Source organism: Brevundimonas sp. SL130 (assembly GCF_026625805.1).
GTDB lineage: Bacteria > Pseudomonadota > Alphaproteobacteria > Caulobacterales > Caulobacteraceae > Brevundimonas.
Genome location: NZ_CP113064.1, coordinates 328,425 through 342,244, shown reverse-complemented (window position 1 = coordinate 342,244; position 13,820 = coordinate 328,425). Strand labels below are relative to the sequence as shown.

Annotated in this window: 17 protein-coding genes; 10 read left to right on the top strand and 7 right to left on the bottom strand. The window is 68.6% G+C overall.

Annotated features, from left to right (window positions below):
* Positions 1 to 74: 74 nt before the first annotated feature.
* Together OU998_RS01665 and OU998_RS01660 are read right to left on the bottom strand one after the other, a co-directional pair.
* The gene (locus OU998_RS01665) at positions 75 to 410 is read right to left on the bottom strand and encodes a DUF2794 domain-containing protein (RefSeq protein WP_267515117.1); all 336 of its coding nucleotides are present in this window, start codon (positions 408 to 410) and stop codon (positions 75 to 77) included.
* Between the two features lie 361 nt (positions 411 to 771).
* Positions 772 to 2,121, bottom strand: coding sequence for a trypsin-like peptidase domain-containing protein (locus OU998_RS01660; protein ID WP_267515116.1), 1,350 nt, complete (start codon positions 2,119 to 2,121; stop codon positions 772 to 774).
* A 152-nt stretch (positions 2,122 to 2,273) separates the two neighbouring features.
* Between OU998_RS01660 and OU998_RS01655 the strand changes: the two genes are divergently transcribed.
* Positions 2,274 to 2,573: a DUF6356 family protein gene (locus tag OU998_RS01655; protein WP_267515115.1), complete on the top strand. Its 300-nt coding sequence runs from the start codon at positions 2,274 to 2,276 to the stop codon at positions 2,571 to 2,573.
* Positions 2,574 to 2,654: 81 nt separating this feature from the next.
* Positions 2,655 to 3,824, top strand: a complete 1,170-nt coding sequence (gene rlmN / locus OU998_RS01650) for a 23S rRNA (adenine(2503)-C(2))-methyltransferase RlmN (RefSeq protein ID WP_267515114.1) — start codon at positions 2,655 to 2,657, stop codon at positions 3,822 to 3,824.
* Here rlmN and OU998_RS01645 read toward each other — a convergent pair.
* Both OU998_RS01645 and OU998_RS01640 read right to left on the bottom strand, forming a co-directional pair.
* Entirely contained in the window at positions 3,787 to 4,242 is a 456-nt protein-coding gene (locus tag OU998_RS01645) for a hypothetical protein (RefSeq protein WP_267515113.1), read from the bottom strand. The genes rlmN and OU998_RS01645 overlap by 38 nt on opposite strands.
* A gap of 8 nt (positions 4,243 to 4,250) precedes the next feature.
* A complete protein-coding gene (locus OU998_RS01640) occupies positions 4,251 to 5,162 on the bottom strand; it encodes an acyl-CoA desaturase (protein ID WP_267515112.1) in 912 nt (303 codons plus the stop codon).
* Between the two features lie 89 nt (positions 5,163 to 5,251).
* Between OU998_RS01640 and OU998_RS01635 the strand changes: the two genes are divergently transcribed.
* The 3 genes from OU998_RS01635 (at position 5,252) to OU998_RS01625 (ending at position 6,941) form a co-directional block, all read left to right on the top strand.
* A complete protein-coding gene (locus OU998_RS01635) occupies positions 5,252 to 5,584 on the top strand; it encodes a metalloregulator ArsR/SmtB family transcription factor (protein ID WP_267515111.1) in 333 nt (110 codons plus the stop codon).
* 69 nt (positions 5,585 to 5,653) lie between these two features.
* On the top strand, positions 5,654 to 6,094 hold the full coding sequence (locus OU998_RS01630) for a DUF350 domain-containing protein (protein WP_267515110.1): 441 nt from the start codon (positions 5,654 to 5,656) through the stop codon (positions 6,092 to 6,094).
* Positions 6,095 to 6,113: 19 nt separating this feature from the next.
* Positions 6,114 to 6,941, top strand: coding sequence for a S1 family peptidase (locus OU998_RS01625; protein WP_267515109.1), 828 nt, complete (start codon positions 6,114 to 6,116; stop codon positions 6,939 to 6,941).
* 26 nt (positions 6,942 to 6,967) lie between these two features.
* On the opposite strand, the gene OU998_RS01620 is transcribed toward OU998_RS01625, so the two are convergent.
* Positions 6,968 to 7,750, bottom strand: a complete 783-nt coding sequence (locus tag OU998_RS01620; protein WP_267515108.1) for a DUF1365 domain-containing protein — start codon at positions 7,748 to 7,750, stop codon at positions 6,968 to 6,970.
* Complete coding sequence (locus OU998_RS01615) at positions 7,747 to 9,102, bottom strand: NAD(P)/FAD-dependent oxidoreductase (protein WP_267515107.1); 1,356 nt, start codon at positions 9,100 to 9,102, stop codon at positions 7,747 to 7,749. The genes OU998_RS01620 and OU998_RS01615 overlap by 4 nt, the downstream gene beginning before the upstream one ends.
* Before the next feature lie 65 nt (positions 9,103 to 9,167).
* Here OU998_RS01615 and OU998_RS01610 point away from each other — a divergent pair, with 65 nt between their 5' ends.
* Positions 9,168 to 9,806, top strand: a complete 639-nt coding sequence (locus tag OU998_RS01610; RefSeq protein ID WP_267515106.1) for a sigma-70 family RNA polymerase sigma factor — start codon at positions 9,168 to 9,170, stop codon at positions 9,804 to 9,806.
* Positions 9,803 to 10,441, top strand: a complete 639-nt coding sequence (locus OU998_RS01605; RefSeq protein WP_267515105.1) for a ChrR family anti-sigma-E factor — start codon at positions 9,803 to 9,805, stop codon at positions 10,439 to 10,441. Before OU998_RS01610 ends, OU998_RS01605 begins: the two co-directional genes overlap by 4 nt.
* Positions 10,442 to 10,511: 70 nt before the next feature.
* Here OU998_RS01605 and OU998_RS01600 read toward each other — a convergent pair whose 3' ends face one another.
* The gene (locus OU998_RS01600) at positions 10,512 to 10,883 is read right to left on the bottom strand and encodes a hypothetical protein (RefSeq protein ID WP_267515104.1); all 372 of its coding nucleotides are present in this window, start codon (positions 10,881 to 10,883) and stop codon (positions 10,512 to 10,514) included.
* A 228-nt stretch (positions 10,884 to 11,111) separates the two neighbouring features.
* Here OU998_RS01600 and OU998_RS01595 point away from each other — a divergent pair, with 228 nt between their 5' ends.
* Genes OU998_RS01595 through OU998_RS01585 form a run of 3 tightly spaced genes read left to right on the top strand, consistent with a single transcriptional unit; the run spans position 11,112 to position 13,584 of the window.
* Complete coding sequence (locus tag OU998_RS01595) at positions 11,112 to 11,447, top strand: PepSY domain-containing protein (RefSeq protein ID WP_267515103.1); 336 nt, start codon at positions 11,112 to 11,114, stop codon at positions 11,445 to 11,447.
* Positions 11,447 to 12,127: a response regulator transcription factor gene (locus OU998_RS01590; protein WP_267515102.1), complete on the top strand. Its 681-nt coding sequence runs from the start codon at positions 11,447 to 11,449 to the stop codon at positions 12,125 to 12,127. The genes OU998_RS01595 and OU998_RS01590 overlap by 1 nt, the downstream gene beginning before the upstream one ends.
* Positions 12,124 to 13,584 (top strand): sensor histidine kinase, encoded by a 1,461-nt coding sequence (locus OU998_RS01585; protein ID WP_267515101.1) that lies wholly within the window; start codon positions 12,124 to 12,126, stop codon positions 13,582 to 13,584. Before OU998_RS01590 ends, OU998_RS01585 begins: the two co-directional genes overlap by 4 nt.
* Positions 13,585 to 13,820: the final 236 nt, after the last annotated feature.

Below are 13,820 nucleotides of genomic sequence, written 5' to 3'. Positions count from 1 at the left end.
GTGAGCGAGAGGTGAAGAGTGAGCAAGGCGTGAGCGGCGTTCCAACTGCGTTTGGCTCACCCTCGCTCACTTCATCAATCCACCACCTGGAACTTCCTCCCGTCGAACACCCGCAGCACCTGGGCCAGGTCGCGGCCGCGTTTCAGGATCTGGCCGCCTTCGCCGATGACGGCCCACTGGCCCTGGCGGGTTTGCAGGGCCGGGCGTTTCTCGATGCGGTAGAGGGGGGCGTCGCCCGAGCGGCGGAAGACGGCGAACTCGGCGAAGTCCTTGTGGCCGACCATGGCGTAGTCTCGCCATTCCCCCTGGGCGACCATACGGCCATAGACCCGCAGGATCGGATCTAGCTCACGCCGGTCGAAGAAGACGGGACCGGCGGGGGAGGGCGCGTCGTGAGGGGTGATGCTCATGGTCTGAACTTAGGCGACGGGGGCCGCAGCGCCAGAGGGAGGCGCCGGTGGGGGCGCCAGAGGGGGCAAGAAAACGCAAACGACACCAAATGGCCCTGTTTCGGTCCTTCGCCCGCCTGTTTGGGCGGCGAAATATCGATCATCGGCTCGTCGGAGTTCGGAAGCGTCCGGATCCTGAACAGCCCCCCCCCAGCCCCCTGGATGTTTCCACCAAGGGCTCCGGCGGCCGATGCTTTCTCCAAGCGAGCGCTCGCCTTGCCGATCCCCTCCCCCTCCCAGGCAAGGCGGGTGTTTCGCTGTCTGGAGCCAGGTCCGGATCGGATGCGCCACAGTCGGCTCCCGGTCCGGACCCGTTCCGGCCTCAGCCGAGGATTTCCACCGTCACCGTCGTCATGTCGCCGTTGCGCCGCGCCTCGATCGCGACTGCGCCCGTCGATGCGCGCAGGGCCTCGGCCGCCGCGCGGGCGTCGGCGACCGGGGCGCCCCCGACCGAGGTTATGATGTCCCCGGCGATCAGCTCGCCCTGGGCCGCCGGAGAGCCGCCCTCGACGGCGACGACCTGAACCTCGCCGTCCACGTCGCGCAGGGTGGCGCCGTAAGCCAGCACACGGTCGGCGCCGATCTGGACCGCGCTTTCGACCGGGGTCGCGACCGTCAGGGCCGTCGTGGCCTCGTGCCCGGCGCGCAGATAGACCACGTTCAGGCTGGACCCCGGCGCGGCGATGCCGACCGTGGCGTTGATGGAGCCGGCGTTGGCCACGGGCCGGCCCTGAATACGGGTGATGACGTCGTCGTCGCGCAGGCCCGCCTGTTCGGCCGGCGAGCCGGGGGCCACGTCGGCGACAACGGCGCCGCGCACGATGCCCAACCGCATCCCGCGCGACTTTTCAGCGGTCAGGGAGGCGAAGATGGCCCCGGTCTCGCCGCGCTTGACCTCGCCCTGGGTCCGCAGCTGGTCGGCGACATACAGCATGATGCGCGTGGGCACGGCGAAGGCGATGCCGTCGTTGCCGCCGCCCATGCCGCCGGACAGGATCGAGGTGTTGATGCCGATCAGCCGGCCCCGGCTGTCCAGCAGCGGACCGCCGGAATTGCCCGAGTTCACGGCCGCGTCGGTCTGGATATAGTCCTCGACCGCATCGCCCAGGCCCGAGCGGTTCAGGCCCGAGATGACGCCCATGGTCAGGGTCTGGTCCAGGCCCAGCGGATAGCCGACCGCAAAGGCCAGGTCGCCGGTGCGCAGGGTGTCGGAATCGACGGTCTGGACCTGTTTCAGGTTCAGCGGCCGGCCGTCGGGCACGATCTTCAGCACGGCGATGTCGGTGGCCTTGTCCGCCCCGACCAGGACGGCGTCGAACAGCCGGCCGTCGGTCAGGTCGACGGTGAATTTCCGCCCGTTCTCGACCACGTGATTGTTGGTGATCAATATGCCCTGGGCCGCGTCGACGATGACGCCCGAGCCCGAGGCGTAGGGTTTGGGATCCTCGGCGTCCGAGCTGGGGCCGCGCGACTGGCCCAGGGTCGTCACCTGGACCACGGCGGGCAGGGAGCCCTCAAGGCCGGGGGCGAAGCTGAACACGCCGCGCCGCGCGTCATAGGGCAGATAGCTGGGGCCGGACTGCGCGCGAGACTGCGCAAGGACCGGGCCGGCGAAGGCCAGCAGGGCCGCCGTAAGAGCCAGGGTCGAGGCGGCCGTGGAGCGAAGCGTCATGTATAGTCCCTTGATCGAAGCCCGACCCTAGCCCGAGTTCTCGCACATGACGATGGGCTCAATGGGGGGCGTGTCGGCTCTTGTGAAACAGGGCTTGCGTCGCGGTCGTTCCCGCGTGACCATCGCACCCTGCAAACAGCCGGAGCCGCCGTATGAGCCAGACGACGATCGACCGCGCCCGCTCGGGCTCGACGGCGTTTGACCGCCTGTTCCGCGACCACCCGCGCGAGGTGGGCGAGACCTATTTCCAGCATATGGCCGCCTCGGCCGCCTTTGGTTTCCGCCTGCTGCGGCTGGCCGGCGCCGCCTTCGCCCACGCCCTGGTTCCGGGCGTGCACAAGACCACCGTCTCGACCGCCGTGCGCGGCATGGCCCAGGAGATGGGCGGTCGGGCGGAAGAGGCGAAACTGACGCGGATGCGCGACGCCGGCGTCTGGGACGTGGGGCTGTAGGCGCCTGCTGAACCGCCCGGTCATGCAATTGCCGGGGTTTGTGCTATAGAGGCCGGCTAAACCGCATCCAGGATCGCCGCCTTGAGCATCACGCTCGATCTTTCCCGTGTCTCGAACGCGCCTGCCGTTAAGGCCCCCGTCAACCTGTCCGGTCTGACGCGCGCGGGTCTGCGCCAGGCGCTGATCGACGCGAATGTCTGTCCGCCTGAGAAGGCCAAGATGCGCGCCAGCCAGGTCTGGGGCTGGATCCACCACTACGGCGTCACCGAGTTTTCGGCCATGAGCAATGTGGCCAAGGACATGCAGGCCAAACTGGCCGAGCATTTCACCCTGGCCCGGCCCGAGATCGTCGAACGTCAGGTGTCCAAGGACGGCACCCGCAAATGGCTGATCCGCACCGCGCCGGGCATCGAGATCGAGACCGTCTATATTCCCGACGTGGGCCGGGCCGGCGCCCTGTGCGTCTCGTCCCAGGTCGGCTGCACCCTGAACTGCACCTTCTGCCACACCGGAACCCAGAAGCTGGTCCGCAACCTGACCGCCGCCGAGATCGTGGCCCAGGTCCAGGTCGCGCGTGACGACCTGGAGGAATGGCCGTCGCCGAAGGAAGACCGACGCCTGTCGAACATCGTCTTCATGGGCATGGGCGAGCCGCTCTACAATCTGGACCATGTCGCCGACGCCATCGACATCATCTCGGACAATGAGGGCATCGCCCTGTCGCGTCGCCGGATCACGGTCTCGACCTCGGGCGTCGTGCCGCAACTGGACGCCCTGGGCACGCGCACGGCGGCCATGCTGGCCATCAGCCTGCACGCCACCAATGACGCTTTGCGCGACGTCCTGGTGCCGCTGAACAAGAAATATCCGCTGGACCAGCTGATGGCGGGCATCCGGGCCTATCCGGGCCTGTCCAATGCGCGCCGGGTGACGTTCGAATACGTCATGCTGAAGGGCGTCAATGACAGCCCGGAAGAGGCGCGGGCCCTGCTGAAACTGATCGAGGGCATTCCGGCCAAGATCAATCTGATCCCGTTCAACCCCTGGCCCGGCACGGACTACCAGTGCTCGGACTGGAAGACGATCGAGGCCTTCGCCGCCATCCTGAACCGCGCCGGCTACGCCAGCCCCATCCGCACCCCCCGCGGCCGCGACATCCTGGCCGCCTGCGGCCAGCTGAAGTCCGAAAGCGAGAAGCTGCGGGCGAGCGCAATCAGGAAGGCCGAGCAGGCGGCGGTAGAACCGGCTTGATCGGGCTATAGGCGATACGCTGGATCACCCAACCGACCACGGCTCCATCGAGCGCCAGCAGTGATGCGGGTGCGACAGACTCTGACAACGAACCGCCCATCGCCAGCATCAGGCCGACTGATCCTGCGAAGGTGATCAATCCGCCGAAGAACACCGCTTGAAGCGGACCAGTCCATCCCAGTCGGTGCAGAAGCGCCCAGGCAGGTAAGCCCAAACCCGCGATGCCGAACCAGAAGACGATGGTCGCGATGATCCAGGACGCGAGCATCACTGTGACCCACAGCCCGACGTCGAAGCCGCTGTTGGCCCCGCGCGCGCCGGCCATCAGATAGCTTCCCACGACCCAGATTAGAGCGACGCCCGCGCCGCCCGAGGCACCTCCCGCCACCACGCCAGTGATTGCCTTGTTGATGTCCACGGATCGTTTCACATATCTGCCCTTTGCAACCGCTGGCCGCGCCGAGCCATCGTTTCCGGCGTCCTGATATCCCACGCAAGCCCAAGCTTTTCCAGCATCTGGATGACCCGCCAGCCCCAGTCGCTCTGGCCGGGATAGAGGCCGATCTTCGCCGAGCCGGGATAGGCGTGGTGGTTGTTATGCCAGGCCTCGCCCATGGTGGGGATGGCGGCCCAGGGCACGTCATGGGCCTGGACGCCCGCCTCGCGCACCAGCCAGGTTTGCGGACCGCGACGGTGGGCCAGATGGCCGACGAACCAGTGGCCGATGACGCTGGCCGAGACCCGGGCGCAGACGCCCCAGACCACAAAGCCCCAGCCGCCCATCAGCCAAAGCGCCGCCGCGACCGGAAGCTGTTGCAGCATCCAGGTCCGTTCCAGGAACCGATAGACGGGGTCGCGGCCGATCCGGCCCAGCTCGAAGCGCGGCGGCCGTTCCAGCACCAGCCGGCAGTGCATCTGCCACCAGGCGTCGACCGCCATCGGCCGCCGGTGCGCCAGATAGTCGTGGCAGTCGGTCTGGCGCTGGGCCCAGTCGCGCATGTCGTGGGTGCGGATCATCCAGAAGGGGCCGCTCATGCCGACCAGGGTCCCGAACCAGACCAGGACGCGCTCCAGCCACAGCGGGCAGTCGAAGCTGCCGTGGATCAGCCGCCTATGGAATCCGACCGAATGGCCCAGCAGAAGCGTCGTCCCCGTCGCGACCACGAAGACTGCGACGGCGGCGAGGCTGAAGGTCTTGGCGCCGACGATCAGGGCGGCGGCCAACATGCCGCCGTTCCACAGCGAGTGAAGCGGGTCCCAGACGACACAGCCCTCGATCGGGCTGCAGCCGGGCGTCTCGACGAGACTGTTCACGGCGCAGGGATCAGCGTGGTCCATGTCGGCCCCCGTAGTAGGTAATTAGGTAATCACTTAAGCGCCGAAATGATCCGCTGGCAAGCGCTTAGCAAATCGCTTAAATACCGCCCATGCAACGCGTGTTCGAAGCCCTTTCCAGTCCCGTCCGCCGCAAGATCCTGGCCTATCTGGCCCACGTAGACCTGACCGCCGGGGAGATTGCGGCCAAGTTCGAGATCTCCAAGCCGGCGGTGTCCCAACACCTGTCGGTGCTCGAGGTAGCGGGCCTGGTGACCAGCGAAAAGAAGGGCCAGTACGTTCACTACAGCCTGGCGCCGGACCAACTGACCAACACCCTGAACGGCTATGTCCAGGAGGTCTGCCCCGTCGCCAAGCCGCTGAAACGCGAGAGCGCAGCCCTGGCCAAGGCGCGCGCGAACAAGCCGGATGACGCGGGCCTGTAATCTTTCGTCACAAGGTGTTGCTTCGCCGCGCTTGCGGATTGGGGCGGCAATCGGGCAAGGCGTGTGGACATGGACCCCTCATTGACGAACGTCCTGTCGAGCGCCGAGGTGCAGGCTTTCGCCTCGGGCTTTCCGGTCATGGTCATGCACCTGGCCGTCACCCTGCTGCTGCTCGCGGCGGGGGCGTCGATCTACGCCATGCTGACGCCGTGGAAGGAGATCGCCCTGATCCGCGAGGGCAATCCGGCCGCCGCCGTCGCCTTCGCCGGGATATTGGTGGGCCTGGCCATTCCGCTGGCCGTGTCCCTGTCGGTCTCGACCTCGGTGCGCGACATCGCCATCTGGGGCGTGGCGACCCTGGTGCTTCAGCTGCTGGCCTTCCGGATCGTGGACCTGATGCTGCACGGCCTGCCGCAGCGGATCAAGGACGGCGAGGTCTCGGCGGCCGTGGTCCTGGTCGGGGCCAAGCTGGCGACCGCCCTGATCCTGTCCGCCGCCCTGACCGGCTGAGCGGCGAACGGGTCGCGTCATGCAATTCCCCCGCCTGCCGGACTGGGCCATTTACAGCGCGGTCGCGGGCGTGCTGCTGGCCGTGTCGCTGGGCCGACGCGAGAACGCCGACGCCCCGCCCGCACCGCCGCCGCCCGATGAGATCGAGGGCGCCCTGCTGGGGCCGGTCACGCCGTTCGATACGGCCGTAACCCTGGATGCGCCGGACACCTTCAAGCCCTCGTCGGGCACCGCCTTCTCCATCGCGGGACGCGGCCGTTGGGTCACCGCTCGCCATGTGGTCGAGGGCTGTCGTCGGCCCGCCCTGGTGGTCGGCGGCGGCCGGGCCGTGGCGGCCGACGTGCGGCTGGCCCCCCGCGCCGACGTGGCCCTGCTGATCACCGACGGCGGGCCGCCGGCCCTGCCGGTCGCCGCCCAGACGCCTCTGCGCAAGGGGCAGCGCGCCTTTCATCCGGGATTCCCTCAGGGGCAGGCGGGGGAGGTGACCTCGCGCCTGCTGGGCCGAGAGACCCTGAAGGTGTCCGGCCGAGGCGCCCGTGACGAACCGGTCCTGGCCTGGGCCGAGGTCGGTCGCACCGACGGGCTGGAGGGGACGCTGTCGGGCCTGTCGGGGGCGCCGGTGATGGACGGGCGCGGCCGCGTTCTGGGCGTCACCATCGCCGAGGCCCCGCGACGGGGCCGGATCTATACGACGGCGCCGGAATCCTTCGCCCCCGCCATTCGCGGCGAACAGCGCGCGGACGAGGTGGCGCTGGGCGAGCCGGTGACCATCGACAACTATGGCCGGGTGGCGGATGCGCTGCGGCGGGACCTGCGGGTGGCGCAGGTGGTGTGCTTGTCGGTTTAGGACAGGAGCGCCGAGCGGGCCGATCCTCAGCCCCGGTGACGCAGGTCGACGACGCCGGGTTCTGGCGCGGGCTTCTGCGTCAGGGGGACGCCTTTGAGCCAGAGTTTCAACGCCTCCCAATGAATGGCGATGACGACCTTGAGGGTCAGAAGCGGCATGGCCAGGGCGGCGGCGGCCAGGGCGCGGTCGGTCATGGGCTTGCGCCGCCCGCTCATGGTGGTGGCGATCAGCAGGCCTTCGGCGTCCGAGCCGTTGATGGCCAGGGCCAGGGTCGCGCCCGGCGGCTGGCCCTTGAAGTCATAGTTCATGTCCATGCCCATGAAGGGCGAGACATAGAGGCCCTTGGCGACCTGCTGCTGAAAGCGCCCGGCGTCGGCGTCTGCGGCAAGGACCGGCAGGACATAGGATCGCCGCTCGGCGAAGGTGCTGGTCACCTCATAGATCATGGCCGCCAGCCGACCGTCTTCGTGGTGGCAGAAATAGAGGCTGATCGGGTTGAAGACGAAGCCGAGCACGCGCGGCATGGCCAGCAGCCGCACCGCGCCCCGGCCGATGTCCACGCCGACCGCCGCCAGACGGGGCTCCACCTGGGATCGCAGAGAGACGCCCGACCCGTCGCCGTGGTCGCGGTCGTGAAAGGACACCAGGTTGAACCGATTGCGCGAGAAGAGCTTCAGCCGGTCATTCAGGGCGTCGATCTCGGCCAGATCCAGCATCAGCCAGAAGACGCGATAGTTGAGGCGGTGCGGCTTGGGGCGCAGGCGGGCGTGGAAGACGCCGCCGACGTAGAGGGCTGAGGCCTGGGTCACGCCGCCCGCTCGAACTCGGCCTCGGGCGCGGACAGGTGGATGCGGCCGCTCTCGTTCTCGACGGTCCAGGGGCGACGCACCCCGCCCAGCTGTTCGGCCACCGCCAGACCGGACTGAAGGCCGTCCTCGTGGAAGCCGGCGCCGAAATGGGCGCCGCAGAACCAGACCCCGCCCTGGCCTTGCAGGCTCCACAGATCCTTTTGCGCCTTGATGGCGGCGGGGTCGAAGATCGGATGCTCGTACAGTTCGCTGCGCAGCAGGGTTCCGGCGGCGGGCGGGCGCGGCGGGTTCAGGGTGACGAACAGGTCCTGGCCCGGAAGGCCCTGGAGCTTGTTCATCCAGTAGGTGACGCACAGGCCGCCGTCGGCGCCGATATAGTTCCACGAGGCCCAGGCGCGGCGGCGACGCGGCATAAGGCCGGCGTCGGTGTGCAGGATGGTCAGGTTGCGGCTGTATTTGAACGCGCCCAGCAGTTCACGCTCGCGCGCCGTCGGCTCGGCCAGCATGGCCAGGGCCTGGTCGGCATGGGCGCCGATGACGACATGGTCGAACCGCTCCTCGGCGCCGGTCGTGTCCTGGACCACCACGCCGCCGTCGATGCGCCGGACCTGGTCCACCCCGCGCCGCAGCCGGACCCCGTCACCTTGCTGACTCGCGCCGATCTGGCGCGCCAGTTCCTCGACATAGACTCGGCTGCCGCCGACGACGGTGCGCCACAGCGGACGCCCGACAAGTTTCAGCAGGCCGTGGTTGCCGCAGAAGCGCAGGAAGGATTCGGCCGGATAATCCATCAGGGTGTGGGCCGGCGACGACCAGATGGCGGCGGCCATGGGCAGCAGGTGATCGTCGCGGAAGGCCTCGCTGAAGCCCTCGCGCTTCAGATACTGGCCCAGGGTCACGTCGCTGTCGCCCAGGGCCGCCATGCCGCCGGGCGCTGAGCGATAGAAGCGCAGAATCTCCTTCAGCATCGACCAGAAGCGCGGGCGGAACAGGTTGCGGCGCTGGGCGAACAGGGCGGGGGCGGCATACTCGAACCGACCCTGGTCCAGCGATACGGCGAAGGACATGTCGGTGGCCCGGGTCTCGAGCCCCAGATGAGCAAACAGAGCGATCAGATTGGGATAGGTGGCGTCGTTGAAGACGATGAAGCCGGTGTCCACCGCCGTCTCGCCGGTGGGGGTGCGCACCTCGACGGTGTTGGAATGGCCCCCCAGCCGGTCGTCGCGCTCATAGATCGTCACATCGTGGCGCTTCGACAGCAGCCAGGCGCTGGACAGGGCGGCGATCCCCGAGCCCACGACGGCGATCCGCAGCCGCGAACCGGTCTCGGTGGTAGGGGACGACAAGGACATAAAGACTCCGGGGGGCGGCTTGCAGGTGGCGAAGATACGCGCCGTGCGCGCAGGCGGATCACGAAATGATCCAGACTTTCGTCGGAACCGTATTAGGGTCCATGTATGGACAGGTCTCAGATTATCAGCGGATTCGACCGCCCGTGACGCCGGGGGACGGCGAATATGACCGACTGATCGAGGCGGTGGCGCTGAGGCGGGACCGCGAGGCGTTCGCGCGCCTGTTCGAACATTTCGCCCCGCGTCTGAAGGCCTATCTGATGAAGGCCGGGGCGCCCGCAGGCGCGGCCGAGGACTTCGCCCAGGACGCCATGCTGACAGTCTGGCGCAAGGCGGAGCTGTTCGACAGCGCCAAGGCCCGCGCCGCGACCTGGATCTTCACCATCGCCCGCAACCGGCGACTGGACGTGCTGCGCCAGGATGCGCGCCGGACCCCGATGCCGGAGATCGAACTGGCCCAGGACGAGCCGGAACGACCCGACCAGATCCTTTCGACCGCCCAGGACGCCGCGCGGTTGAAAACGGCCATGGCGCGGCTCTCGGCCGACCAGATCGAGGTCCTTCGCCTGGCCTTCTTCCAGGACAATCCCCATTCCGAAATCGCCCGGCGGCTGGACCTGCCGCTGGGTACGGTCAAATCCCGCATACGCAAGGCCATGATCAAACTGCGCACCCTGCTTGACGACGATGGAGGCGAGGCATGAGCGCCCGTCACAACCCTTCCGAAGAACGGCTGTTGGCCTATGCCGCCGGCACGCTGAGCCCGCCGGAGGCCGTGGTGGTCGCCGCCCACCTGGCGATGCGGCCCGAGAACGACGCCTGGGTGCGCCGGCTTCAGTCCGTGGGCGGCCGTCTGCTGGACGAGCTGGAGCCCGCGCCCATGCCGGACGACGCCCTGGCCCGCGTCCTGGCGCGTGTCGAGGCGGACGCCGGACAGGCGCTGGCGTCTACGGCCCTGAACGACATGGTCGGCTTGCCGGAGCCCCTGCGCCGCTACGCCCTCGGGCCCTGGCGATGGCTGGGCCCCGGCATGCGCGCCCGCGACGTTCAAGCGCCGCGCGACGGCGATTGCCGGGTCATCCTGCTCGAGATCGGGCCGGGCCGCGAGACGCCCAAACACACCCACGGCGGCGTCGAGCTGACCTGCGTCATCCACGGCGCCTACGCCACCGAGACCGAACGGTTCGATGTGGGCGACTTCGAAGAGGCGGACACCGAGGTGCTGCACCAGCCGCGTGTGGTGTCGCAGGATCCCTGCCTGTGCGTCGTGGCTTTGGACGGGCAGATCCAGCTGGACGGCTGGCTGGGCAAGCTGATCCAGCCCTTCATCAAGCTGTAGGCCGGCGTCTAAACCAAAGAGCGCGGTCCTTTCGGACCGCGCTCCAATCGTCTCGGGGCGTGACTTCGTTTTAGCCGCGACGGTTGTCCCGGTCGTTGCGCTCATTGCGGATCTGGGCCGACAGGCGGTCGAAGCGGCGATCGAGGTCGTTGCGCTCCCAGGCCGTCAGGCCGCCACGGCGGTAGTTGGCCTCAAGCCGCAGCAGGCCGTTGAACTCGCCGCGCAGACGGGTCGCCTCGCGGCGGCTCAGTTGGCCGGTGCGCACGCCCCGATCGATGCGGCGGTCCAGATTGTCCTGGCGGGCGTTGATCGACTGCCAGTCGCCATAGCCGACCTGATGGACGGGCGGGCGGCTGTGATGGCCATAGGATTGTGCAGCGGCGGGCAGGGCGGCCGAGGCGACGGCGGCCAGGACGACGGCGGGGATGATGAACTTCCGCATGATGTGTTCTCCTCGGGTGCGGGCCGGTCGGGCTGACCAGCGATGAGGAGATATGACGACGGGGCGGCTGAGCCCGATCTGAACAGCGGCGATCAGGTTCGGTTCATCTAGATGAGAAATGCGTCAGGTGCGGAGTGTTCCGGCGTTCGCGCAATGGCGTTTCGGTCCGCCCTATTCTATACGGATCATTCAGGGCCTGTTCAGGAGAACGGCGCCAGATTGACGCCCATGTTCAGCAAGTCAGCCAGTTTGATCGTCGCCGTCGCGACCCTGGCCCTCGCTCCGGTCCTTACTCCGGCGGCGAGCGCACAGTCGCGCGACGAACGCCAGCAGACCCAACCTCAGCCTCAGCCGCGCCAGCCGCGCGTCAGTCCGGACGAGGCGCGTCGCCGTGGCGGCGAAGCCGTCGGGGGGCGCCCCATCGACACCCGCCCGCGCGGCGACGGCGACTACTCCGTCCTGGTGGAACGCGACGGTCGCGTCCGCGAGGTCGTGGTCGACGGTCAGACCGGCCGCACGCGCGACGGCGGCTCCAACAACAACCAGCGTCCCAGGCCAGACTGATGCGTGTCCTTCTCGTCGAAGACGACGTCGATCTGTCGCGCCAGTTGAAGGCCGCCCTGTCCGACGCCGGCTATGCCGTGGACCACGCCCCCGACGGCGAGGAAGCCCATTATCTGGGCGAGAACGAGCCCTATGACGTGGTCGTCCTGGACCTGGGCCTGCCCAAGATCGACGGGGTGTCGGTGCTGGAGCGCTGGCGGCGCGAGGGCAAGACCACGCCGGTGCTGATCCTGACCGCGCGCGGCGCCTGGTCGGACAAGGTGGCGGGCTTCGACGCCGGCGCCGACGACTATCTGACCAAGCCCTTCCACACCGAGGAGCTGCTGGCGCGCCTGCGGGCCCTGCTGCGCCGCTCGGCCGGCATCGCCTCGGCGACCCTGGCGTGCGGCGGCCTAAGGCTGGACCCGCGCGCGGCCCGCGCCAGCGTCAATGGCGAGCCGCTGCGGCTGACCTCGCTGGAGTACCGGCTGCTTCACTATATGATGATGCACCAGGGCCGGGTCATCAGCCGCACCGAACTGGTCGAGCACCTGTACGATCAGGACTTCGACCGCGACTCCAACACCATCGAGGTCTTCATCGGCCGGCTGCGCAAGAAGGTCGGGCCGGACCGGATCGAGACCGTGCGCGGCCTTGGCTATCGGCTGACGCCCCTGGCCGGCGAGTCCGAGGCGGCGTGAGCGAGGCGGCGACGCCCGAGCTTCCCTCTGGCGATCGACGCGCCGACTGGGGCCGCTATCTGGGTCGTCCCGGCCGATCCCTGACGCGCCGGCTGATCTGGTTGGCCTCGGCCTGGATCCTGGTGGCCCTGGTGATCGCCGCCATCGTCCTGACCCAGGCCTTCCAGGAATCGGCCCTGCGGCGACTGGGCGACATGCTGGACGAGACCATCGACGAGATCGTGGTGGCGGCCAGCCGCACCGGCGAGGGCGAGGTCGTGCCCCAGATCCAGGACGCCCGCACCCTGCGGCTGCTGTCGGGCAAATACTGGCAGATCCTGGAGGTTCGGCCGGACGGGACCATGGTCAGCATCGCCCGCTCGACCTCGCTGTGGACCTATGACCTGGCCCTGCCGGCCGATCTGCCGCCCCGGCTGGACAGGGCGTTTGGGAAGGTGATCACCTACAACACCCGGGGCCCCAAGAACGACCCGACCACGCGCGAGCCGCTGCGGGTCGCGGCCAGCATGAAGTCCATTCCCCGGCGCGACAACCCGGTCATCTTCTTAGCCGCCATCGACCGGTCCGAGGTGGACGCCGACACGCGCCAGTTCGCCACCGTCACCTGGGTCGCCCTGCTGATCCTGGGCCTAGGCCTGGTGTCGGCGGTCTTTATTCAGGTCCAGGTCGGCTTGCGGCCCCTCTATGACCTGCGCAACGAGATCGCGGCCGTGCGCCACGGCAAGGCGGCGCGGATCGGGCGGTCCTATCCGCTGGAGATCCAGCCCCTGGCCGAACAGGTCAACCGGCTGCTGGACCATAACCAGGAGGTGGTGGATCGCCAGCGCACCCATGTCGGCAACCTGGCCCACGCGCTGAAGACCCCGATCTCGGTCATGCTGGCCGAGGCCGGGACCGCCGAGGGCGCCCTGCCCGAACTGGTGCGGCGTCAGACCAAGGTGATGCAAGGCCAGGTCGACCACCATCTGCGCCGCGCCCGCGCCGCCGCCCGCGCCGCCCACGGCCTGGGCGAGACCACCCCCGTGCCCGAGGTGCTGGACGAGCTGGCCGTCATGATCGAACAGGTCTTCCGCGACAAGGGCGCCGAGATCGACTGGCGCGCGCCCGACGACCTGGCCTTCCTGGGCGAACGCCAGGATTTGCAAGAGATCCTGGGCAATCTGATCGAGAACGCGGCCAAGTTCAGCACGCGCCGCGTCCGCGTCTCGGCGGGCCCCAGCGGCCTGGGCCAGATGATCGTGGTGGTCGAGGACGACGGCCCCGGCCTGCCCGCCGACCAGCGCGAGACGGTGATGAAACGCGGCGCCCGGCTGGACGAGAGCGCGCCGGGCTCGGGCCTGGGCCTGTCGATCGTCGAGGACCTGACGCGGGCCTATGGCGGGCGGCTGACCCTGGGCGACAGCGACATGGGCGGGCTGAAGGTGGTGCTGGAGCTGCCGGCGGCCCAAGCCGGTTAGGGCGGGAGCCATCGGCGGGCGAAGGCGTCGAACCGTGCGAGTGATCAGTGCGAGTGAGCAAGGGGTGAGCGTGGTCTTCGGGCGACGCGACAGAGCGAGGATCGCAAGAGCCTGAACCGCGCCGCTCACCTCCTGCTCACTCGCACTTCTCACTAGGGACCCCGCCGACGCCTTGGGAAGGAGACGGTCTGGCGTTCGGGGCGTCCTTCCCCATATGATCCGGAACACTCTCTGTT